At 66.5% G+C, this 20,406-nt stretch carries 19 protein-coding genes; 8 read left to right on the top strand and 11 right to left on the bottom strand.

The genetic code is table 11. The features are described from left to right. Positions 1–2: 2 nt before the first annotated feature. Together KY501_RS08045 and fruA are read right to left on the bottom strand one after the other, a co-directional pair. Positions 3–1,127, bottom strand: a complete 1,125-nt coding sequence (locus KY501_RS08045; protein ID WP_224362081.1) for a tetratricopeptide repeat protein — start codon at positions 1,125–1,127, stop codon at positions 3–5. A gap of 181 nt (positions 1,128–1,308) precedes the next feature. Next, positions 1,309–1,998 (bottom strand): response regulator transcription factor FruA, encoded by a 690-nt coding sequence (gene fruA, locus KY501_RS08040; RefSeq protein ID WP_224362080.1) that lies wholly within the window; start codon positions 1,996–1,998, stop codon positions 1,309–1,311. 260 nt (positions 1,999–2,258) lie between these two features. Between fruA and KY501_RS08035 the strand changes: the two genes are divergently transcribed. Further along, positions 2,259–3,020, top strand: a complete 762-nt coding sequence (locus KY501_RS08035; RefSeq protein ID WP_224362079.1) for an RDD family protein — start codon at positions 2,259–2,261, stop codon at positions 3,018–3,020. Between the two features lies 1 nt (position 3,021). Beyond that, positions 3,022–4,002 (top strand): stage II sporulation protein M, encoded by a 981-nt coding sequence (locus tag KY501_RS08030; RefSeq protein ID WP_224362078.1) that lies wholly within the window; start codon positions 3,022–3,024, stop codon positions 4,000–4,002. Here the strand turns inward: KY501_RS08030 and KY501_RS08025 are convergent. Continuing rightward, on the bottom strand, positions 3,948–4,466 hold the full coding sequence (locus tag KY501_RS08025; protein WP_224362077.1) for a J domain-containing protein: 519 nt from the start codon (positions 4,464–4,466) through the stop codon (positions 3,948–3,950). The genes KY501_RS08030 and KY501_RS08025 overlap by 55 nt on opposite strands. Before the next feature lie 159 nt (positions 4,467–4,625). On the opposite strand from KY501_RS08025, the gene KY501_RS08020 reads away from it, so the two are divergent. Next, on the top strand, positions 4,626–5,144 hold the full coding sequence (locus tag KY501_RS08020; RefSeq protein WP_224362076.1) for a HEAT repeat domain-containing protein: 519 nt from the start codon (positions 4,626–4,628) through the stop codon (positions 5,142–5,144). Between the two features lie 25 nt (positions 5,145–5,169). Beyond that, the gene (gene proC / locus KY501_RS08015) at positions 5,170–6,003 is read left to right on the top strand and encodes a pyrroline-5-carboxylate reductase (RefSeq protein WP_224362075.1); all 834 of its coding nucleotides are present in this window, start codon (positions 5,170–5,172) and stop codon (positions 6,001–6,003) included. Between the two features lie 105 nt (positions 6,004–6,108). Here the strand turns inward: proC and KY501_RS08010 are convergent, their stop codons facing one another. The 6 genes from KY501_RS08010 to KY501_RS07985 form a co-directional block, all read right to left on the bottom strand. Further along, a complete protein-coding gene (locus KY501_RS08010; RefSeq protein WP_224362074.1) occupies positions 6,109–7,449 on the bottom strand; it encodes a hypothetical protein in 1,341 nt (446 codons plus the stop codon). Beyond that, a complete protein-coding gene (locus tag KY501_RS08005) occupies positions 7,446–9,812 on the bottom strand; it encodes a hypothetical protein (protein WP_224362073.1) in 2,367 nt (788 codons plus the stop codon). Before KY501_RS08005 ends, KY501_RS08010 begins: the two co-directional genes overlap by 4 nt. Beyond that, the gene (locus tag KY501_RS08000; protein ID WP_373691565.1) at positions 9,802–11,139 is read right to left on the bottom strand and encodes a hypothetical protein; all 1,338 of its coding nucleotides are present in this window, start codon (positions 11,137–11,139) and stop codon (positions 9,802–9,804) included. Before KY501_RS08000 ends, KY501_RS08005 begins: the two co-directional genes overlap by 11 nt. Positions 11,140–12,047: 908 nt before the next feature. Next, positions 12,048–13,385, bottom strand: a complete 1,338-nt coding sequence (locus tag KY501_RS07995) for a hypothetical protein (protein ID WP_224362071.1) — start codon at positions 13,383–13,385, stop codon at positions 12,048–12,050. Next, positions 13,382–14,812, bottom strand: a complete 1,431-nt coding sequence (locus tag KY501_RS07990; protein ID WP_224362070.1) for a hypothetical protein — start codon at positions 14,810–14,812, stop codon at positions 13,382–13,384. Before KY501_RS07990 ends, KY501_RS07995 begins: the two co-directional genes overlap by 4 nt. Beyond that, positions 14,776–15,234: a hypothetical protein gene (locus KY501_RS07985; RefSeq protein WP_224362069.1), complete on the bottom strand. Its 459-nt coding sequence runs from the start codon at positions 15,232–15,234 to the stop codon at positions 14,776–14,778. Before KY501_RS07985 ends, KY501_RS07990 begins: the two co-directional genes overlap by 37 nt. Positions 15,235–15,372: 138 nt before the next feature. Between KY501_RS07985 and KY501_RS07980 the strand changes: the two genes are divergently transcribed. Next, a complete protein-coding gene (locus tag KY501_RS07980; protein ID WP_224362068.1) occupies positions 15,373–15,522 on the top strand; it encodes a hypothetical protein in 150 nt (49 codons plus the stop codon). A gap of 271 nt (positions 15,523–15,793) precedes the next feature. On the opposite strand, the gene KY501_RS07975 is transcribed toward KY501_RS07980, so the two are convergent. Next, a complete protein-coding gene (locus tag KY501_RS07975; protein ID WP_224362067.1) occupies positions 15,794–16,285 on the bottom strand; it encodes a serine/threonine protein kinase in 492 nt (163 codons plus the stop codon). Positions 16,286–16,296: 11 nt separating this feature from the next. After that, entirely contained in the window at positions 16,297–17,241 is a 945-nt protein-coding gene (locus KY501_RS07970) for a DUF2381 family protein (RefSeq protein ID WP_224362066.1), read from the bottom strand. 514 nt (positions 17,242–17,755) lie between these two features. Here KY501_RS07970 and KY501_RS07965 point away from each other — a divergent pair. From KY501_RS07965 to argH, 3 genes are all read left to right on the top strand, one after another. After that, positions 17,756–18,187 carry an imm11 family protein gene (locus tag KY501_RS07965; RefSeq protein ID WP_224362065.1) on the top strand — a complete coding sequence of 144 codons (432 nt, stop codon included), beginning with the start codon at positions 17,756–17,758 and terminating at the stop codon, positions 18,185–18,187. Between the two features lie 163 nt (positions 18,188–18,350). Further along, positions 18,351–18,878 carry an aminoacyl-tRNA deacylase gene (locus tag KY501_RS07960; protein WP_224362064.1) on the top strand — a complete coding sequence of 176 codons (528 nt, stop codon included), beginning with the start codon at positions 18,351–18,353 and terminating at the stop codon, positions 18,876–18,878. Further along, positions 18,875–20,392 (top strand): argininosuccinate lyase, encoded by a 1,518-nt coding sequence (gene argH / locus KY501_RS07955; protein ID WP_224362063.1) that lies wholly within the window; start codon positions 18,875–18,877, stop codon positions 20,390–20,392. Before KY501_RS07960 ends, argH begins: the two co-directional genes overlap by 4 nt. The last annotated feature ends 14 nt before the right edge of the window (positions 20,393–20,406 follow it).

The following is a 20,406-nucleotide window of genomic DNA, read 5'->3' as shown; positions in this document are numbered from 1 at the left end:
GCTCAGAGGTTGATGCCGCGCACGGACAGCAGCACGTGCTGGAGCACGTACGCCTTCAACCGCTGCCGTTCCGCATCATCGAGCGTCAGCGTGTACTGAGGATGCACCCGGGCGGCCAGCTCGAACAGGACCAGCTCCGACATCATGCCGTCCTCAATGACAGCCATCAGCCGGTCCAGCGAGGAGTCCATCGGGTCATCGTCCCCCCGCTCGCTCTGCGCCGCGTGCACCATGGCCACCGACATCAGGCACTCGGTCTCCTCGGTCGAGGAGAAGTGGCGCTCGGCGGTCCCCGTCATCTCCTCTCGGTGCGCCGCCTCGCCGATCCACATCGCCTTGCAGTTGGCGAAGGCCAACCACGCGGCGCCATAGCCTGGATCGAACTCGACCAGGATGTCCTTGCCGTCCTCACGCGCGAAGCCTCGGGGGACCAACACATCGTCCTCGACCAGGATCCCCAGCTGCCGGTTCTCCCGAAAGAACTTGCGCAGGGTGGGATTGCGCGGATTCAGGACCAGGGACCAGGCGAAAGCCTCACGCGCCTCCTCCAACCGGCCGAGCCTCGCGAGCGCGCTGCCCTGGAAGTAATAGAGCCGATAGTCATCCGGATTGATCTCCGCGGCCTTCTTGTAGTCGACGAGCGCCGCGGCGGCATCTCCGCCAAAGAGCTTCGCGTCCCCCAGGTACGCGCGCGCCAGGTAGCACTGGGGGCACAGCTCGACCGCCTGCGCGTAGAGCTTCTCCGCCTCCGCGTAGCGCCGGGCCTGGTAGTGCCCCTCGCCCTGGATGATCAGCTCCTCCGCCTTGCGGTTCTCCGGCCACGCCTGGATGACCCGCTGGCCGTTCTCGACCACCACGCGGGGAAAGGGCAAGGCCTCGACACGCTGGGGCCACAACTGCTCCGCCCAGCCTCCGGGCGGTGAGTCCGTCGGCTCGAGCCGGTAGCTCACCTTCGACTCTTCCAGGCGCTTCATCACATCCGCCGGAGAGAGGAAGTCCGGGTGCTCACGAAGAGACGCAGGCTGGGCCACCGAGGGCGATTCCGTGTCAGCTCCAGGCTTCGGCCTGGGACCCGAGGCGCAGCCGATTCCAACGACACAGGCGATGATCAGGAGGGAGCGGAGCACGCGGCACGCCTTTCCATGGAGGACAGGTCGAGCATATGTGCCCGGCCCCCTGCCGTCCCGCGTCCCTGCCATGCCCTTCCCGGGGTACTGAGCCCCAGGAAGGCCCTGCGCTCCGCCCCCCAAAACCCGAGAGGCGGAACCTGCGTGAAGGCGCTCCACTCACCTGTGAGACACCGACGCCTCAGAGATCTGGCGGCGGGCGCACGCCCAGGTGGCAAGCCCGGAGCGCCAGCTGGGTCCGGTTCTCCGCTCCCAGCTTCCGGTAGAGCTGTGTCACGTGGGACTTCACCGTGCGCTCGGCGATCTGCAGGTGCGCGGAGATCTTCAGGTTGTCCGCGCCTCCCGCCACATAGGCGAGCACCTCGCGCTCCCGCTGCGTGAGCGTGTGCAGCACGCTGGCGGGCTGGGTGACGGCGGGCGGCTGCTCGAAGTCATTGCGCAGCAGCTGAACGGGGAACAGACGCTCTCCCTTCACGAGCCCCTGAATGGCATTGGCCACCGAGCCCACCCCCAGGCCTACGCGGAAGAGGTAGCCCGAGGCGCCCTCATCGAAGCACTGGGAGATGACCTCCGGAGCGTTGACCGCCGCCAGCATCAGCATGCGGACTTCGAGCCGGCGCTTACGGGCCTCGCGCAGCAGGCTGATGCCCTCTGTCACCGAGCACCCTTCCGCCGTGTCTCCATCCGCTTCCACATCCAGGATGGCCACCTGCGGTGGGTCTGTCCCCAAACTGTCCAGCAGAGCACGGGCATCCCGCGCAACGGACATGATCTGAAGACCCTCACCTCGAAGTCCATCGGCCAGGCCTTTGTAGGCCGACCAAGGTCCCTCGAGAACGGACACACGTACTGCGATCTGATTTGTTGCCATGTTAAGCCCCCCAGCTCTCATGGCGTACAGCCTGTTTTTTTGTACCGCTGCTTCACTGGCCTCGGTTACGACCAGCTTGCCAGGAAAATTACCACCATTTGCCCTGTCTTAGCGAACCGCCCCGAGGCGGAGTGTCAAGTGGGCACGTCTAAGCCCAAAGTCCAGGGGTTTCAGACGTTGGGGCGTGGTCGCTGTCCAAAGGGGAACTTGCCCATCTGTCTCCCAGGCAATGGTCTCGGTCGACGTATGCTGCGGTGCGCATGGTCTCCGCCTCCTCTCCTGGACTGGATGTCGCCACCCCCGAGCGGGTCTCCCTCACCCTGCCTGTCGCAGGAATTGGTTACCGGTGCCTGGCCTGGCTCGTTGACGCGACGCTCCTGTTCTTCTTCTGGGTCACCGCGTATTTCATCTTTTCACTGCTGGTATCAGACGTACTCGGAGTGTTTCGGGGGCTGTCTGGCATTGCCCAGACGCTGCTGGCGGTGGGGCTGTTCGCCACCCAGTGGATGTATTGGACGCTCGCCGAAGTGTTCCTCCATGGGCAGACGCCGGGAAAGCGGCTGCTGGGCATCCGCGTGGTGCGCATGGACGGCTCGCCCGTGGGCGTCTACGAGAGCGCCGTGCGCAACCTGCTGCGCGCCGTGGACTTCCTCCCCGTGCTCTATGCCGTGGGCAGCATCAGCATGCTCTTCACCCGGCAGCACCGGCGGCTGGGAGATCTGCTGGCCGGGACGCTCCTGGTGCGGGAGGAGCGCTTCGATCTGGCCCGGTACACCGCTCAGACGGCCGCACCGCCCACCGCGCTCCCCACGGGCTCCGGGCGGCTGGAGTCCGAGGAGGTGGAGTTGATCCTCGCCTTTCTCGAGCGCGCCCCATGGCTGGAGCCGGAGGCGCGCCAGCAGTTGGGAGCCCGCATGGTGGAGCGGCTCGGAGGGCTGAGCGAGGAGGAGCGCACCACCGTGCTGGCCTCGTCCCAGGCGACCGAGGCCTTCCTGAGGGCTCGAGCCCAGGCGGTGCGCTGACATGGCCGAGCCCCTCCCCGCCTTCGTCGGCCGGCGGCGTCCGGACTGGGAATCGCTGCAGGAGCTGCTGTCCCGCCAGCGCGCGGGCACCCTGCGGCTGGAGGAGCTGCGCAGGCTGGACACCCTCTACCGCCGCGCCGCCGCGGACCTGGCGCACGCGCAGACGTTCTACCCGGGCACGGACGCCTACCGCTTCCTCAACCAGCTGTGCGGCCAGGGCTATGCCGCCATCTACCAGCCCCCACGCGAGCGTTGGCGGGCCGTGCGCGACTTCTTCCGCCGCGAGTTCCCCGCCACCCTGCGCGCGGAGGGGCGCTTCGTGGCGGTGAGCGCCTCGCTGTTCATCCTGGGCCTGCTGCTCGGGGCGCTGGTGGTGCTGCTGGAGCCTCGCGGCGCGGAGCTGCTCGTGCCCCAGGGCGTGAGAGATCACGTGGCGCAGCGGCGGATGTGGACGGATGACATCCTCTCGGTGGCGCCGCCCAACGCGGTGGCCTCGGGCATCGCCACCAACAACCTCACCGTCACCATCTTCGCCTTCGCCTCGGGCATCCTCTTCGGGCTGGGCACGGTGTTCACCCTCGTCAACAACGGGGTGCAGATCGGCGCCATCGCCGCCCTGTGCACCCGCGAGGGCATGGGGCTCAAGCTGCTGGACTTCATCTCCGCTCACGGCCCGGTGGAGCTGTCCATCATCACCATCGCCGGGGGCGCGGGGCTCATTGTCGGGCACACGCTGATCGATCCGGGGGACTTGCCCCGAGGCCAGGCGCTCGCCCTGCGTGGGAAGGCCGCCGTGAAGCTGGTGCTCGGGTGCGCGCCCTTCCTGGCCTGCATCGCCCTGGTGGAGGGCTTCATCTCTCCGGGCAGCCTCTTCCCCACCGCGATCAAGGCCCTGCTGGGCCTGACGCTGGGGGGGCTGTTCTGGACCTACCTGCTGCGAGCCGGCAGGGACACCTCGTTGTCCTCCACCAGCTTGCGCTGAGCCAGCGCCTCCTCGCGCTTGCGCTCGCGGTGACGGAGGATCTTCTCGTAGGCCTCGTTGAGCTCGCGCATCTTCTCCACCGAGCCGCCGCGGTCCGGGTGCCGCTCCATCGCCAGCTCGCGGTAGCGCGTGCGCACCACTTCCGGCGGATCCAACGGCGACACGCCCAGCACGTGGTACGGGTCCTGCTCCTCGATGGCCGCCAGCCAGCGCTCCAGCCGGTCCTTCACCTCGATGAACTTCGCGTCCTCGGCGGACGTGTCCTTCACTGGGTGCGTGCGCAGCTTGGCATCCGTCTTGAAGATGTCCGTGTAGGTGCTCGACACCCACCGGTGGCAGGTACCGCAGCGGAAGTACTTCACCCGCCGCCCACTGCCCTCGTGCAGCGTCATCCGGACGCCACAATGGGTGCACTCGACCTCGACGTTGTCTAGCGTCTGCCAGCTCACTGCCACCGAACTCATGGCTGCTTCTCGCTCCTGTAGGCGCCACAACCCTGTAGCACCGACAGACTCCCACGATCGGAGATCGCGTCAAGAAAACTGCCGCCACCCTGCACGGGCGATCCCCCAACCCGGAGGTTTTCCGCTAGAACCGGGCCTCCCCTGCCTCCGAGAGATGCCATGCGTCATCTGCTGCTCGCCGGCTTTCTGCTGACCGCGCCCGCCGCACTCGCTCAGGGTGTGGCTGCGGAACCCGCTCCGTCCGAGTCCACCGCTGCGGCCACCTCGGCCCCGGTCAGCCCGGATGTGGCGCTGCTGCGCGCCATCCTGTGGACCAGCGAGCCCGCTCCCGATGAGATCCGCGCCATTGCCATCGAGGACCTGGCGCTGCTGGGAGATGCCCGGGCCCTGGGGCCGCTGTCGGCGCTGCTGGGGGATCCCAATCCGCGGGTCCAGACGGCCGCCGTGCGCGCGGTGGCGCTCTTCCAGCACCCGCGTGCGGAGGAGATCCTCACCAGCGTGGTGCGCAGCACTCGGCTGCCGGATGCACTGAAGATCCAGGCGCTGGATGGGCTGCTGTACCAGCGCACGCCCTCCGCCAAGGCTGCCGTGGAAGCGGCCTCTCGCGATCCCCGCCTGCCCTACGCCATCCAGTCCGCCGCGATGAATGTCGCGGCGCGCTGGGGAGCGGCGAAGTGAAGCCATGAGTTCAGGAACCCCCGAAATGCTCGAACGAACCATCGCCTTCCTCGGCACCGGCAACATGGCCGAGGCCATCCTCAAGGGACTGCTGCGCGCCGGCACCGCTCGGCCCGAGGGCATCATTGCCACGGGCCGCCGCACCGAGCGCCTGGAGGAACTCAAGCGCGCCTATGGCGTGCGCACCACCCAGGACAACGTGGCCGCTGCTCGCGAGGCGGAGATCATCATCCTCTCGGTCAAGCCGCAGGCCATGGACAAGCTGGTCGTCCAGGTGGCTCCGGCATTGGACCACCGCAAGCTCATCATCTCGGTGGCGGCGGGCGTGCCGATCGCGGCGCTGGAGCGACGGCTGGGGGCTGGGGCTCGCATCATCCGCACCATGCCCAACACGCCGTCACTGGTGGGCGCGGGGGCCTGCGCGCTGGCCCGAGGCGAGCACGCCAGCGAAGAAGATCTGGCGGTGGCCAGCCGCATCTTCCAGTCCGTGGGAACGACGACCGTGGTGGACGAGAACCTGCTGGATGCCGTCACGGGCCTGTCCGGCAGCGGCCCGGCGTATGTGTTCCTGGTCATCGAGGCGCTGTCGGACGCCGGGGTGAAGGTGGGGCTGCCGCGCTACACGGCGCTCAAGCTCGCTGCCCAGACGGTGCTTGGCAGTGCCCAGCTGCTCATCGAGACGAACGCCCACCCCGGCCAGCTCAAGGATCAGGTCACGAGCCCTGGAGGCACGGCGATCGCGGGCCTGCACACCCTGGAGGCGGGAGGGCTGAGGACCACGCTCATCAACGCCGTGGAAGCGGCCACCCGCCGCGCGCGCGAGCTGGGTGAGCAGTTCCTGGAGAAGTCGGAGCGCTGAGGCGGACCTCCTACCTTTCGGGAGGTGGCGAAGGTCCACTTCTGACGGCGTCAGAAGTAGCCTCGCGCCACTGCGAACCAGTTCGCACTGGGCGCGCCTTGCCCCCTAGCCCCTGTGCCGCTCGGCCTCGCGGTACAGCTGGGTGAGGGAGTAGTCCAGCAGTGACTGGCAGGAGCGCATGTACCGGTGGGCCCGGACGAAGGGCAACCAGACGCGATTGCCCACGAGCACCTGCGCTTCCTCCAGCTTCTTGCGCGGTATCCACTTGCCATCCAGGTTTCTCACCAGCACCTCCCCCAGGTAGGCACCAATGGCGGGCACCGCATGGGCGTCGATTTTCTCCCGCTCGAAGACTTTCGGGAATTGCTCACGCCAGAATTGGTAATCCACGTCCGTGAGGGACTCGGGCGTCTCCTTGAACACGGAGGGCACCTTCGTGTGCAGCAGCGCCACCAGGAGTTCGGCCAGGTAGCTGTAATGCTGGAGAGCTCGCTCCGAGTCCTCCACGTCTGGAGGCAGAACGGAGTCGGCGGGGCGCCACTCCTCGGGCTCGGGCGGCCGGTACGCGTTGAATTCGGCAATCTTCCGCTGGCGCTCTTGAATGGCGACGTCGTCCACCACGAGAGTGAGGAGCGGCGCCACGTCCGCGTGGAAGCGAGGCTCTACCGGAGCGAGCGTGGCGCTTCGCTCGCGCAGGGTGCGCAGCACGGTGTCGAAGTCCAAGTCCGGCCGCAGGTGGACGTGGGCGCGGGCCTGGGCCTCACGTGCCTCCTCGCTGGCGAAGTCCGCCGCGGTGGGCCATGTCACCAGGAGGATGGAACCGTTGGGCAACTCCTCCACCCGGTGGGCCGGCGTGGAGAGCATGCGCTCCCGGCCCACTGTCTCCACCAGCTTCGGGCCGAAGACGTTGAGCCAGAATACCTCGTAGATTTTGTCAAACCCGTCCCTTCGCGAGGTCTCTTCATCACGACCGAAGTCGGGGGCGCCCGCCAGTTGGTCATCAGCCACGCTGTGGGCCATTGCATGGGACACGGGGTAGCGCGAGGCCCAGGCGCGCACCATCTCCACAAACTTCCGGCAGCGCTCCGCCTCCGCGAAAAACGAGAGCGGCTGTACTTTCGTCATGAGTTCCAGTTCAGAAGGCTTTGGGGGCAACCAAAGCCAGAGGTGCATGTCCAGCGCGGGCCAACTCGTTCGATAGAGCCCCAGGTCTGTGCTGTTACCATCGCGCTCCTCTTCCAATCCCTTCCAGATGGCGGCGCGGGCGTACTTGCGTCGTCGCCTGCCTTCAACGACGTCCGGCATCCACTCATCAGAGTACTCCTCGAGCGCCTGGAAGAAAGGCTCCAGCTCGCTCTCCAGCGTCGCCTGGGGGTCAAACACTCCTTTGAACGTGAGCCGGAGGCGGTCCTCAGGCTTCAAATCGTGCACGCTCAATTTCTTCATTGGAACAGCACCTCCACTCCCGGAACCTTTCCACGGGTTGCGTTCACGGCTGCTTTCAATTCTCGTAAATCCTTGGGCTTGAGGACGTCCCCTTCGTAGACGAGGCGGACTCTTGAAACCGGCACCTTGCTGCCCTCGCCCAAGAGGGGCTGGAGGGAGGATCGACGGATATCCAGCGTCTCGCCGTATTTCGACAGGGCTTCCTTCGCATCGGCAATCATCTGGGCCACCAGCGCCTTGCCGTCCAATCGAGACAAATCACGGCTCTTGAAGCTGAGCGTCTCGACGCGGGGTGACCGTCCGCCCAGCTCACCCTCTTCGATGATGAGCACGTCCGCGAAGCGCAGGCCGGTACCCGGCTTCGACACTCCCACGTATTTCTCGATACGGGGCTTGATGAAGTCCCCGAGAAAGCGCCGCTGCGCCCGAGGCAGGGCTGCGTCTGCCTCCAGCAGTTCCACCATGATGCGCTCGAAGGCGAGCCCCCGGGTGAAACGGCTCCACATCGTCTCGTAGGCCTCCCACTTCAGAGGCGGCTTGGCATTCTGTCCCTGATCAAGCTCCCCCAGGCGCTTCTTGAGGTAGGCGAGGTACTCACTCCAACGCGGGATGCCTTCAGTTCCGGGGGGTGGGCGCTCCTTGAGGTCCGCCAACTCCCTCTCCAGCACTGCCACGTCCCTGGATAGACGCGGGCCCGAGGCCTCCAACTCCACCGCAGCGAGTTTGGCTTCCACCACCTCGGGGGTGAGACCCACCTCCTTGTCCACCAAGGAGGCCACGCCCCCGGGGGCCTTGTCGGCACCGGCCCTGTTGGAGGCAGGACGTGTGGTGTCGTCCGCCACGGCGGCCGCTGGGTTGGAGCTCTTCGCCGCCCCACCGCTCGCAGCAGGGGCACGCGCCCTCTCGGGCCTGGCCTGGGACAGCAACGGCCTGGCCTTGGCCACGTTTCCCCGGGCCTCGTATAGAGCCAGAGCCGCGTCCACTCCTCCCACGGCCACGAAGCGGCCCGCCTCCCGGCTGGCTCGAATGTAGCTGCCAAGCTGCCTCAGCCCCTCCACCCCCAGCAGCAACTCCAACTCGCGCACCACGACCTTGAGGGCTTGCAGCCGCACCTCCAAACCCTCGAGCCCTCCGAGTCGTGGCACGCCTATACCCGGTGCACCTCGGCTCTCGGAGAGCACTCGCAGCCCCTTGCCCCCCGCATACAGGGCTGCCAGCAATACAGAAGGCGCCAGTTCGCGCGTGGCCTGCTCGTACTGGCCCTGGTACAGCGAGTACGCCCCATGCCCCGTGCCGGCCAGCAGCCCGTAGAAACCCAGCGGCACTCCGAAGGTGAGGTGGTCGAAGCTTCCCAGCGCCACGTTACCTGGCGCGAAGTGCTCCCGTGCCAGCGCTGTCTCCACCTCACTCAGTGCTTGCTGGTAGGGTGGCGGCAATTGGCTCCTGATGGAGAGGAGAGCGTTCTCCCTCCCCCCACTCACCATCTGGCTGGTGGCGAGCCCGTCCCTTCCCGCGCGGGCCAGGCCCCGGCCCACGTCCGTCCACTTGAAGTCCCGGTCCACACGCGCCGAGGGCTTCACTCCCCTGTCCTCCAGCCCCGCGCGCAACTCAGGCAGCAGCCGCAGCATCTCCTCCAACTGCTTGTCCTGGGCCAGCAGGAAGAGCATCTCCCTCAAGTCGTCGTCAGGGGCCGAGTGGAGGATGAAGAGGGCAAACACCTCGGCCCTGGGCGGCCCATACTCCTCGGTAGCCCGCAGGAGGAAGGCAGTGCGCTTGCGGTTGAGGAGGACTGCCGCGTCCTCTCGCACAGGCCCCAGGGCGCCCAGCAGCACGGCGTTCCAATCACTGAGCACCTCCACCAGCCGGGGCATGTCCACCCGCCCCTGCAAGGCGAGGAACTCCGCGGGCGAGGTGCACGTGAAGAAGGGCTCGAGCAGTTCCCCCTCCCACCAGGTGGAGTAGTCCGGCCAGCCCTCCGGCACGGCCTGCCCCCCGCATGTGGGCGGGCCTTGTGGAGCTGTCCCCCCTCTGGCCACCTCGCTCGGGCTCGCCTCCTCCGCGTTCCCCGTGGCCACCTCTGGGCCCAGTCCACGGGCACCTCGGCGACGGTGCAGCCTCTCCTCCTCGTCCGGCGCGCTGGAAGCGCTTCGCTCCTGCTCTCCCGGCCCCGTGGAGGCGAAAGCCGAAGGCGTCTCGAGTTGGGCACTTCCGGCAGTTGTCGCTCGCAAGGCCGACATGGCGCGTGGGCCTTGGGCGCCGCTCCCCACTTGGGGAGACACCCGCGTGACGCAGCCGCTGGTGAGCACGGCCACCCCCACCAGCAGCAGCGCTGCCCACCGGTACACCACAGGCTCAGCGCGCATTGTCTACCCCCAGCCCCACCGAAACGTAGGCTCCCGGCCGGAGTGTCCCTCCCGTCTCTGGCAACAACTGCGTCCCTCCCGTGCCCAGCGCGTACAGGCGCCCCCCGAGAAAGCGCCACCGCATCTCCGCCGCTGCAAGGTAGCGCCCCCCAGGCTGTCCCAGGCCTACCGCCAGCCCCTTCACCGCCACCTCCACGTTGCGGCCCCACACCTGCACCGCCACGCGCCCGTCCACGTCCACGCGGCCCCAGGTGAAGGCCTCCGCGCCCAGCGACAGTTGCAAGTGCCGTTGCAGCCCGCCGTAGTGCACGCCGTCCCAGCCCACCACCGCCTCGCCGTAGACAGAGAAGCCGTCCGGAAAGCGCGCCTCGGCCAGAGGCACGCCCTCGGGGCCCGCGGCCCGGAAGCGTGCCAGCTCGTAGTCTGGGCCGAAGGAGCCTTGTCGGAAGCCGCCGTGCTGCCGGCGCACCTCCAGCCGCAACTTCATGTCCAGCGTGCTCGTCACCGCGTCCGCTCCCACTCCCGCCACCAGGCCCCACGCGCCGCCCACTCCCAGCCACCCGCCCCAGCCGGCCAGCAGGTGCGCCTCAAAGCCCCGGCGCACCACCACCACCGCTGTCACGTCCAGGTGCGCCAGCGTCACCGGCGGTGACTGCCCCCCGGCCCTGCCCCACTCATGCACCGCCGACAGTCCCAGGGTGTAGCGCCCCCGCTGCCTCGGCGGGCCGGTGAAGACGTGCGCCACATCCAACTCGGCTTGTGCCCCCATCAGGCGCGCGCCCAGGACGTCCGAGGCGAAGGCCTCTACATACAAGGGGCCCACGGCACTCGTCAGGGAGGCGCCCGCCGGGTGGTAGTCCGGGTTGGCCCGGTTGGAGTAGCGACGCACCAGGTGCCCTGAAGCAAGGCTGTAGCTGTCCAGCGCTCCCACCCACAGCCCCACCGGGGAATTGTCCGAGCCCAGCTTCAGGGCGCGCACCACCTGCCCCCAGTCCGACAGACTGTCCCAGTCCTCCTCGCGCACCCACCCTGCGCTCGCCTCGCCGCCCCACAGCCGCAACCTCACGGGAGCGCCTACGTTGACTCCAAACTCCTCGCCTCCGTCCACCAGCAAAGTCGGGCTCAGCTGCGCATAGCCCACTTGCTCTCCCGCGCCTCCTCGTGCCTGCAGCACCAGCGTGCTCGCCTCCAGGCGGGTGAGGTAGTCCCACCCCCTCCCCTCTGGCGTTGCCGCGGACGGTGTTTCCACTCTCCGCACGGCTTCGGCCGGAGTGGCCAGGGGCTCCGCCCCTTCGAGCGGCCCGTCCGCTCCTGACGCTTGTGTCATGAGCAGAAGCACCATCCCCCATATGAATGTCATGGGGTGTACCTCGCCTTCAGGTGCGCACCCTTCGATGGAGCAGGTCTTCCCTGCCTGGCCACGGCGTTGTGCGCTCTAGAGAGCACGTACAACTCCTCTCGGCGGTGGGGCGACCCGACACCTCGTCAATCCGCCGTGGCTCGCCAGCGTAGACATCCTCTCTGTCACGGGCCCCCGAGGGCATGGGAGTGCTCCACCCAGCGTACCCACTTCCTCTGGTGCGACAAAGAACCACCGGGCAACGGTGAGCCAGCCAGGGCGAGAGCCGCTACGGTAGCCCTGAGCCGCAGCTCAAGCTCCTCCTCCCGAAGGGGACCAGCCATCGCCTCGTGAGCGCCGCGCTCCGCAAGCTCGACGCCGCGGTCAATGTGGTCCACGAGAGCCGTCCGGCCCCAGTGAAACCCCACCGGTCGTGGCTCATGCCGAGAACGTGACACGCTGGAGGCGGGAGGGCTGAGGACCACGCTCATCAACGCCGTGGAAGCGGCCACCCGCCGCGCGCGCGAGCTGGGTGAGCAGTTCCTGGAGAAGTCGGAGCGCTGAGGCGGACCTCCTACCTTTCGGGAGGTGGCGAAGGTCCACTTCTGACGGCGTCAGAAGTAGCCTCGCGCCACTGCGAACCAGTTCGCACTCCTGACGGCGTCAGAAGTGGCCTCACGCCACTGCGAACCAGTTCGCACTGGGCCCGGCAGTGGCGTGCCCGTACCAATCCTTACACCGACTCCATCAAACCACCGTGAACTTCGGGCCGGTGGCGTCCTTCTGCTCCAACCCCGCCTTGAGTTGCTCAGAGTCGATGCAGTCGATGAGGCGCGTGGCCACGATCACGAACCATAGGGATACCTACTCCCGCTTCCGTGTAATCCAGCATCGAGTCAGGAGCGGTGGCGCTCGGCCACGCGGAACAGGTGCGTCAGGGAGTAGTCCAGCAGTGACTGGCGCGAGCGCATGTACCGCTGAGCCCGGACGAAGGGAAGCCAGACACGCTTTCCGACGCGCACCTGCGCCTCCTCCAACTTCTGGCGCGGTATCCACTGCCCTCCCAGGCGCCGCACCAGCACCTCGCCGAGGTACCCGCCCACGGCCGGTACCGCCCGCGCGTCGATGTTGTGGCGCTCGAAGGTCTCCGGAAAATTGTCGTACCAGAAGCGGTAGTCCACGTCCGTGAGCGACTCGGGGGTTTGCTCGAAGACGGAAGGAACATTGGAGTGCAGGAGCGCCACGAGGTACTCCGCGAGCAACGAGTATTGCTCGCGAGCGGCTTTGGGATCCGCCACGTCCGAAGGCAGCGCGGCGTCCGCAGGCAACCACTCCTCCGGTTCGGGCGGCTTCCAGGCGTTGAACTCCGCGATCTTCTGTTCGCGCTGACTGATGGCGACGCAGTCCACCACGCGTGTCAGGAGGAGAGCGATATCCGGGGGGAAGCGAGGCTCCACGGGTACGAGCGTGGCACTGCGCTCCCGCAGAGTGCGCAAGACCGTCTCGAAGTCGAGGTCTGGCCGGAGGTGGACGAAGGCCCGGGCTTGAGCCTGGCGCGCTTCATCTCTGGCGAAGTGCGCGGCAGTAGGCCAGGTCTCCACGAGGATGGAACCGTTGGGGAGTTCCTCGACCCGGTGGGCCGGCGTGGACAGCATGCGCTCGCGGCCGACGAGTTCCACCAGTTTCGGGCCGAAGATGTTGAGCCAGCACACCTCGTAGATTCTGTCGAACCCGTCTCGTATCGAGGTTTGCATGTCTCGGCCATAGTTGGGAGAGTCCGCCAATTGGTCTTCCGCCAGGCTGCTGGCGCTGGCGTAGGTGACTGGATAGTGGGCGGCCCAGGCGCGGACCAAGTCCACGAAGTTGCGACAGCGCTCCTCCGTGAAAAATGAGAGGGGTTGCAGGCCGAGAGTGATGGACAGTCCGGGTTCGTCGGGCGGGAACCTGAGCCAGAGCGTCATGTCCAACGCGGGCCACTGCGTACGATAGAGCCCAATGGTCGCGCTGTTCTCGTCGCGCTTCTCCTCCAGGGCTTTCCAGAGGGCAGCACGGGAGTATTTTCGGTGCCGCTTGCCCTTGACGACGTCCGGCATCCAGTCGCCCGCGCACGCCTCAAGCACGTGCAGGAAGGGCTCCAACTCGCGCTCAAATGAGGCCTTCGGGTTGAAGGTACCATCGAAGTAAAACTCCAGCCGGTCCTCCCGTTTCAAGTCGTGCAACGACAGCACCTTCATTGCACCAGCACCTCCACTCCCTTGATTTTCCCCTGCACACGTCCCACAACTGCCTTCAATCGTTTTGCGCCCTCAGGCTTGAGTGCGCCGCCCTCGTAGACGAGGAGGACCCTACGGATCTGCACCTTCGGGCCGAGGTATTTGAGCGAGGGGCGGCGGATGTTCACCGTCTCACCGTAATACCGCAGGGCGTCTCTTGCGTCCGCAGTCATTTGTGCTTCCAGAGCTTCGTCGTTCAGCAGCGAGAGATCCCGGCTCTTGAAGCTGAAGGACTCCACGCGCGGCGGCTGGCCCGCAGGGGGCTGCCTCTCAATGACGACCACGTCCGCGAAGCGAACGCCGGATTGGCCCTCCTTCGCCACCCCTACGTAGGTCTCGATGCGCGGATCGTTGAAGTCCCTGAGCCACAGCCGTTGCGCCGGCGGCAGCGCAGCATCGGCGCGCAGCAGGGCCACGATGGCGCGCTCGAACGCCAGCCCTCGAGCGAACAGCCCCCGCATCCGCTCGTAAGGCTCCCATCGCAGGGGACCTTCCGCCGTCTGGCCCTTCGCCAACTCGGAGAGGCGGCGCTCCCTGTAGTTCACGTACTCTTCCCAGAGCGCGAAGCCCACGGGCACCCCGGGCGGCGGAGCTTCCCTGGCGGGCTGGGCCTTCTGCAGGAACTCCACGTCGGCGGGCAGGCGCGAGCCCGCGGACTCCAACTCCGCCCACAGCAGCTTGGCTTCGACCACCTCCGGAGTGAGGCCCGCGGATTCGTCCACCAGCGAGGCGACACTGCTGGGAGCGCCTTGGGCTCCAGCCCTCTTGCGGCTGGAGCCTGGCGCCTCATCCGCCATGGAGGCGGCGCTGCCGACTCTCTGCCCTGTCCCAGCCATGGGCCGGGTTGGGCCTCCATGCTCGGGTTTCGCCTGGGACAACATGGCCTGCGCGCGGGTCAGGTCGCCCCGGGCCTCGTAGAGGGCCACGGCAGCCGGTTCTCCCCCGGCGCCCACCATGACGGCCGCCTCGCGGTTGGCTCGAATGTACTGGGCCAACTGCCCAAGGCCGTCCTCACCCAGTCGCTCTCGCAGCCGCTCCACCGCTTCCTTCAGGGCCTGCAAGCGCAGTTCCAGCGACTGGGGCCATACCCCTCTCTCCCATGCCCCCGCTGCTCCCTGGGCCTGGGAGAGGTAGCGCACCCCTTTGCCGCCCGCGTACAGCCCCACCATCAGCGCCGCGGGCGCCAACTCGCGCGTGGCCTGCTCGTACTGGCCCTGCGCCAACGTGTACACCCCATGCCCCGTCCCCGCCGCCAGGGAGTAGAAGCCCAGTGGCACGCCGAAGGTCATGTGATCGAAGGTGCCCAGCGTCACATGGCCTGGAGAGAAGTGCTCCCTCGTGAGGGCCCGCTCTATCTCGTCGAAGGCTTGCTGGTAGGGGGGTGGCAAGTGGGCTCGCGTGGCGTACACGGCCCCGCCTTTCCCCCCAGTTTGAGAGTGCGCACCAGTTGCCCCCAGTCCGACAGGCTGTCCCAGTTCTCCCGCCGCACCCGCCTCACTCCCGCGTTCGCTCCCCACAGCCTCACCCGCACCGGGGCGCCCACGTGCAGGCCCCACTCTTCTCCGTCATCCACCACCACCGTCGGCGTCAGCTGCGCCCACCCCTCCTCCCCTCCTGCTCCTCCGCGCGGCAGCAGCATCAGCGTGCTGGCCTCCAGCCGGGCCAGGGCGTGCCACCGGCCAGGCTCGCGAGGTGCTGGTGGCGTATCCACAGGGAGCACGGACTCGATCGGGGAAGACGCGCCTTCAAGCGCGACCTCCACGCCTTCAGCCTGAGCCAGCAGCAGCAAGATCGCCAGCGCGTGCGTCATGGGGCTCTCCACGAGCCCGGAGGCCCGCCTCGCGTAGAGTGCGTGGCACCTGCGCAACAGCTCAGTGCCTCCGCCAGCCCCTCGGCGATCATCGAGAGCATATGCGCCCCCCAGCAAGGGTGAACGCCTTAGCTTCTCATGCCGATCCGACAGGCCCCATGCGTACTCCGCCAGAGTGACACGCTGGAGGCGGGAGGGCTGCGCACCACGCTGATCAACGCCGTGGAGGCCGCCACCCGCCGTGCGCGCGAGCTGGGTGAGCAATTCCTGGAGAAGTCCGAGCGCTGAGGCGGACCTCCTACTTTTCGGCAGATAGCGAAGGTCCACTTCTGACGGCGTCAGAAGTAGCTTCGCGCCACTGCGAACCAGTTCGCACTCCTGACGGCGTCAGAAGTGGCCTCACGCCACTGCGAACCAGTTCGCACTCCTGACACAGTCAGGAGTAGCCTCGCGCCACTGCGAACCAGTTCGCACTGGGCGCGGCAGTGGGGTGTCCGTACCGATCCTCCCACCGACTCCGCCAAAACTCCGTGAACTTCGGACCGGTGACGCCCATCTGTCACCGGAATGAATTGACTACGACGGCAGACGCCATGGAACCATCGAGAATGGCCGTGCCAAGCTTCGATTCGGGCCGCTTCCGCATCTGGTCCTCACTCAGTCGTGCTACCGCGCAGATGGGCACTTCGTCACCGTCCGGTGGGTGGGCCTTGTAGTACCGGACGACGGCCTGTGGCCCACTCGTCCAGACCTGTCCGTACAAACGGGTTGTCGTCTCCAGCGGGCCCAGATCGCGCATGAGGACGCTCTCAACCGGACCGTCGTAGAGGGTGATGCGGCGTGATCTCATCTGGTTCGCGTCCAGTTCTACGAGCGCGGCGTCACCGACATGCAGCTTCAGGTAGCGCATGGCTTCGAGCGCCTTCTCTGGACACTCCTGCGGTCCAGGAGAGCCGTCCGGGCGCAGTGAAACTCCACTGGTCGTGGTGCACGCTGAGAACGTCACAAGTAGGGTGACAGAGAGCAGCAGTAGGGCTCGACTGGTGGACATGATCGGCACTTCTACTGCCGAATCAGGGTGCGATCCATCCTCACCATGACCTGTTGGTTCCCATCCGCACGGAAAATCTGGAGGGCCAAGTCTACGAGCTGCCCGTCCTTCTCGAAGGCGCTCCTGTCCACCACGACGGCGATGATTCCTGACTGCCCTGGAGCAATCGCGGAACGAGTCATCCGAAGCGCAAAGGGCTGCTTCGTGTAGCTCGTCAGGTCGCGCGTCAGGAAGGCATCCGCGAACTCCCACGTGTCGCCGTAGCCGGTGTTCGTCAGGTAAATGACGGCTGCCGCTTTGCCTTGGCCCGAGTAGATTTCAACGACCATTTCCATGTCCGGGTCCTTTGGGCGGGCGGATGCCACGAATCGAAACGGCGTCTTCTTCGCTTGCCCCTTCGCAAGAAGCGTCGCGTAGGCATGGTCGACGGAGTTCTCCTCCTTGCGAAAGCGTTCGTTCTCCTCCGAGAGGAATTCGTTCTTCTTCAGGGCGTCCTTCAGTGCCGCAAACATGGACGCATAGCTCTCCCTGTCTTTGAACACGTCAACCTGCTGGTCAAGAATCGGTGGCCAACCCCCGTCGCTCTTGCTCCATGGTGGCCTCACCAGGAACGGAATCTCGGTCCCGTCAGCCAGTGTCACGACCAGGGGAATACCCTCGTCCTTGTTGAGATCACGAATCGGTTCAAGAATGACCTTGTTGCGGACGGCCGCCAGCGGTTCAAGCCGGCCCTCCCAGCCGACCATCTTCGTCTTGCTGGCATCTACCGGCTGCTCGAATCGCAGGGTCGTGACCATCTGCCCCTTCACGTAGACGGAGTGGGTGCCGTCAGAAGGGTGCTCGGACAGCATGATGGGGCGCACCAACGGCTCGTCGTACTTGTCCCTGGCCTGCGCGCCGGACGAGGCCACCAAGACAAGAAGTAGGAAAGACCGAGTGGGTAGGTTAGGTTGCATAACCCGGCCAACCTACCAGGAGGGGTAAGGGGATATCCACTCCCTGGGGAGGTGGCCTGGAGAACGAGACGCACATTCCTGAGAAGACGGCCAAGGTCGTCCAGCAGCGCCTCGCGGCTTTCCTACGCTAGGATGATCGAGAAGGCATGTGCAGTAGGCTAGGAACGCAAGTCCCCCTTGAAGCTGTCAGCCCCCGGAATCACGATGTTGAATCTCTTTGTCGCTGGGATTTCGCATGTAGGGGTTCTATGAGGCTGGGCTGCGTAAACTGAAGCTTGCCGGGCAAGGCTGATGAATGAACTCGCGAAGACTGCAAATGAATTGCTTACACCGGGCTCGGAGCTGCGGAGTTACATTGTGAAGGTGGGGGAGTGAGGTGGAGAGTCACTTTTACTGGATAGATAGGGCTGATGTTCCTCAATGGCTCATCGCGACACCCATACCGGAGTCAGGCGGCGAATTCGATGAACCTTGGATGTTTGGAGAAGGGCGCATCCTCCAAGACCCTGGGCCTATGAAGGCCCAGATTGATCATCAAGGCGAGCGACGCACCTTCGTGTTTACTGGAATCGAGCGTGTACCCATCATTAGCGAAGCCGTTGCATATGTCTTCAGGACGCTTGCTCCTGATGATGTGCAACTGTTCCCAGTGACAGTGGAGGGAGAGCCGCGACGGTATTTCATTGTCAACGCAGTCAAAGCCATCGACTGTATTGATGAAGCGAACTGCCGCGAAGTGCATCATTATACCGAAGAAGACCCCTTCCCTGAGTATGCTGGGCAGTATCGCTGGATCTACGGCTTGCGAATTGACCCAGCGAAGACTGAAGGCGCGCGGATCTTCAGGCCGGAGAAATTCAAAACCGCACTCATTGTCTCGGAGGAAATCAAGGCTGCGCTCGAAAGGGTCGGCAATTTGGGAGTGGATTTCGAGCGCGTGACCTGAGGCATCCCCTCACCGGCAGCCACGAGCCCCCTGCTCCTCGGCCTGCACCGTCACCAGCACCGAGTTCGGTCTTCCCCCGTTCAAGGGCCAAGAAGAAATCGCCGAGTCGTCGCGCTGTTCCAACTGGTCAACCCCTTCAGAACCACGCTAAATTCGGATCAACATGGATTCCCAAGAAACCCCGGCGGAGGCCAGTGGCCGGCTGCGCCGTTACCTGGAGCAGCATCAGGTGCAGGCGACCCTGGTGAAGCCCGGAAGCGACATGCCCACGGTGCCCCTGGCCGCTGCCGCGCTCGGCGTCACGCCCGGGCAGATCGTCAAGAGCATCGTGCTCGAGGGGAAGAAGGATCCGACGCGGGTGTGCCTGGCCATCGCACCGGGAGACATCCGGATCGCCATCACGAAGGTCGCGAACGCGCTGCAACTCACGCAGATGAAGCTGGCCAGCCCCGACACCGTGCTGCGCGTCACTGGCTATGCGGTCGGCGGAGTACCGCCCATCGGGCATGTCACACCGGTGCCCATCGTCATCGATCAGCGCGTGCTCCAGTACGACATCGTCTTTGGCGGCGGAGGAGACGAGCAGCACATGCTGCGCATCACCCCCGCCGATATCGTCCAGCGAACGGGCGCGGTGGTGGCGGACATCGCCGCGGACACCGAGCCCCCGCCCCAGGCAGGTGCACGTTGAGTGCACAGGGTATCGGCCGCATCACCCGCCCTCCCCACCCGGTCCTCTTCAAGCTGCTGTATGAGCCCAGCTTCGCGGAGGACCAGCGGCTCGTGCTGCCGCACCTGCTGCGCATCGACGCGGCCCACCTGGTGATGCTGGCCCACCAGGGGATCCTCCCCACCGGTACAGTAACGCGGCTGCTCGAGGTCAACGCCTCGCTGCGGACCCGCGTAGACGCCGGAGAGACGGTGTTCGAGCCTCCTCCAGCGCACCGCGGCCTCTATCTGATGTACGAGCAGGAGTACATCCACCAGCTCGGCGCGGAGGTGGGCGGTGCCGCGCACGTGGCCCGCAGCCGCAACGACATCAACGCCACCGTCACGAGGATGCGCCTGCGCGCACAGTTGCTGGAGCTCCTCACGGACTGCGAGGCGCTCCGAGAGACGCTGCAAACGGTGGCTCGCCAGCACACGCGGACGCTGATGAGCGCCTTCACCCACCTGCAGCCCGCGCAGCCGGGCACGCTCGGCCACTACCTGGCCGCCGTGCTGGCGGAGTTCACGCGCGGCACCACCTGGCTGGCCAACACCTACGCCACCGTGAATCGCTGCCCCATGGGCGCGGCAGCCGGCGGCGGCACGTCCTTCCCCATCAACCCCCGCGAAGTGGCCCAGCTGCTGGGCTTCTCCGAGCCCTTCGACAACTCGGTGGATGCGGTGGCTTCGCGGGACTACGTCATCCAGGTGCTGAGCGCGCTGGCAATGCTCGGCTCGACGCTGACGCGCTTGGCGACGGACCTGCAATCCTGGGGCAGCATGGCCTATGGCTTCCTGGACTGGCCCGACGAGCTGGTGAGCACCAGCTCCATCATGCCGCAGAAGCGCAACGCCTTCGTCCTGGAGAACATCCGCGGCCAGGCGGTGTACCCCGCGGGCGCGCTCGTCAACGCCCTCATGGGGATGAAGAACACCGCCTATGCCAACAGCGTCGAGGTGAGCGGCGAGGCAGCCGCCCACCTCTGGCCGGCCCTCCGCGCCCTGAGCAAGGCCCTGCGCCTGATGACGCTGCTGCTCCAACACATCGAGCCGCGCCCCGAGCGGATGCGAGAGTTCCTCGTCGATGCGGACACGACGATGACGGCGCTGGCGGACTACCTCGTTGCCCGCCATGGCCTCGCCTTCCGGACAGCTCATGACGTGGTAGGCCGCTATGTGGCCCAGAAACCCGCGGGTGCGCTCCCGCCCATCGCGGAGCTGAAGACACACCTGGAGGGCCTGCTCGCCCAGGCCACCTCGCGGCAGTTCCCCCTCGAGGAGGGAGAGCTCGCCCAGGCCCTGGCTCCCGAGAACTGCATGCAGATGGCGGCTCACGGCGGAGGCCCCGCGCCGCAGACCGTCCTCGAGCACCTCGAACGCCTCTCGGCGCAGAGCATCGCCAGCCAGCTCACCCTCTGGCGCCAGGGGCTCGAGGGCGCAGAGGCCCTCCTGCTGCAGCAGACCCGTGCCCTTACCCAGCCCCCCGCGGGCCATTGATCGCTCCCACCTGC

The sequence above is a fragment of the Hyalangium versicolor genome (assembly GCF_020103695.1).
In the GTDB taxonomy this organism is placed as follows: Bacteria; Myxococcota; Myxococcia; order Myxococcales; family Myxococcaceae; genus Hyalangium; species Hyalangium versicolor.
Note: the sequence above shows the minus strand (reverse complement) of the source record. Positions and strands in the feature narration are given on the sequence as shown.

Coding starts and splice junctions, on each gene's coding strand:
- KY501_RS07960 (WP_224362064.1), top strand. CDS start 18,351: ATGGATTCCCAAGAAACCCCGGCGGAGGCCAGTGGCCGGCTGCGCCGT.
- KY501_RS07995 (WP_224362071.1), bottom strand. CDS start 13,385: ATGAAGGTGCTGTCGTTGCACGACTTGAAACGGGAGGACCGGCTGGAG.
- KY501_RS07980 (WP_224362068.1), top strand. CDS start 15,373: ATGCCGATCCGACAGGCCCCATGCGTACTCCGCCAGAGTGACACGCTG.
- KY501_RS07965 (WP_224362065.1), top strand. CDS start 17,756: ATGAAGGCCCAGATTGATCATCAAGGCGAGCGACGCACCTTCGTGTTT.
- proC (WP_224362075.1), top strand. CDS start 5,170: ATGCTCGAACGAACCATCGCCTTCCTCGGCACCGGCAACATGGCCGAG.
- KY501_RS08025 (WP_224362077.1), bottom strand. CDS start 4,466: ATGAGTTCGGTGGCAGTGAGCTGGCAGACGCTAGACAACGTCGAGGTC.
- KY501_RS08035 (WP_224362079.1), top strand. CDS start 2,259: ATGGTCTCCGCCTCCTCTCCTGGACTGGATGTCGCCACCCCCGAGCGG.
- KY501_RS08005 (WP_224362073.1), bottom strand. CDS start 9,812: ATGCGCGCTGAGCCTGTGGTGTACCGGTGGGCAGCGCTGCTGCTGGTG.
- KY501_RS07985 (WP_224362069.1), bottom strand. CDS start 15,234: ATGACGCACGCGCTGGCGATCTTGCTGCTGCTGGCTCAGGCTGAAGGC.
- KY501_RS07970 (WP_224362066.1), bottom strand. CDS start 17,241: ATGCAACCTAACCTACCCACTCGGTCTTTCCTACTTCTTGTCTTGGTG.
- KY501_RS08030 (WP_224362078.1), top strand. CDS start 3,022: ATGGCCGAGCCCCTCCCCGCCTTCGTCGGCCGGCGGCGTCCGGACTGG.
- KY501_RS08010 (WP_224362074.1), bottom strand. CDS start 7,449: ATGAAGAAATTGAGCGTGCACGATTTGAAGCCTGAGGACCGCCTCCGG.
- KY501_RS07975 (WP_224362067.1), bottom strand. CDS start 16,285: ATGTCCACCAGTCGAGCCCTACTGCTGCTCTCTGTCACCCTACTTGTG.
- KY501_RS08000 (WP_373691565.1), bottom strand. CDS start 11,139: ATGACACAAGCGTCAGGAGCGGACGGGCCGCTCGAAGGGGCGGAGCCC.
- fruA (WP_224362080.1), bottom strand. CDS start 1,998: ATGGCAACAAATCAGATCGCAGTACGTGTGTCCGTTCTCGAGGGACCT.
- KY501_RS08020 (WP_224362076.1), top strand. CDS start 4,626: ATGCGTCATCTGCTGCTCGCCGGCTTTCTGCTGACCGCGCCCGCCGCA.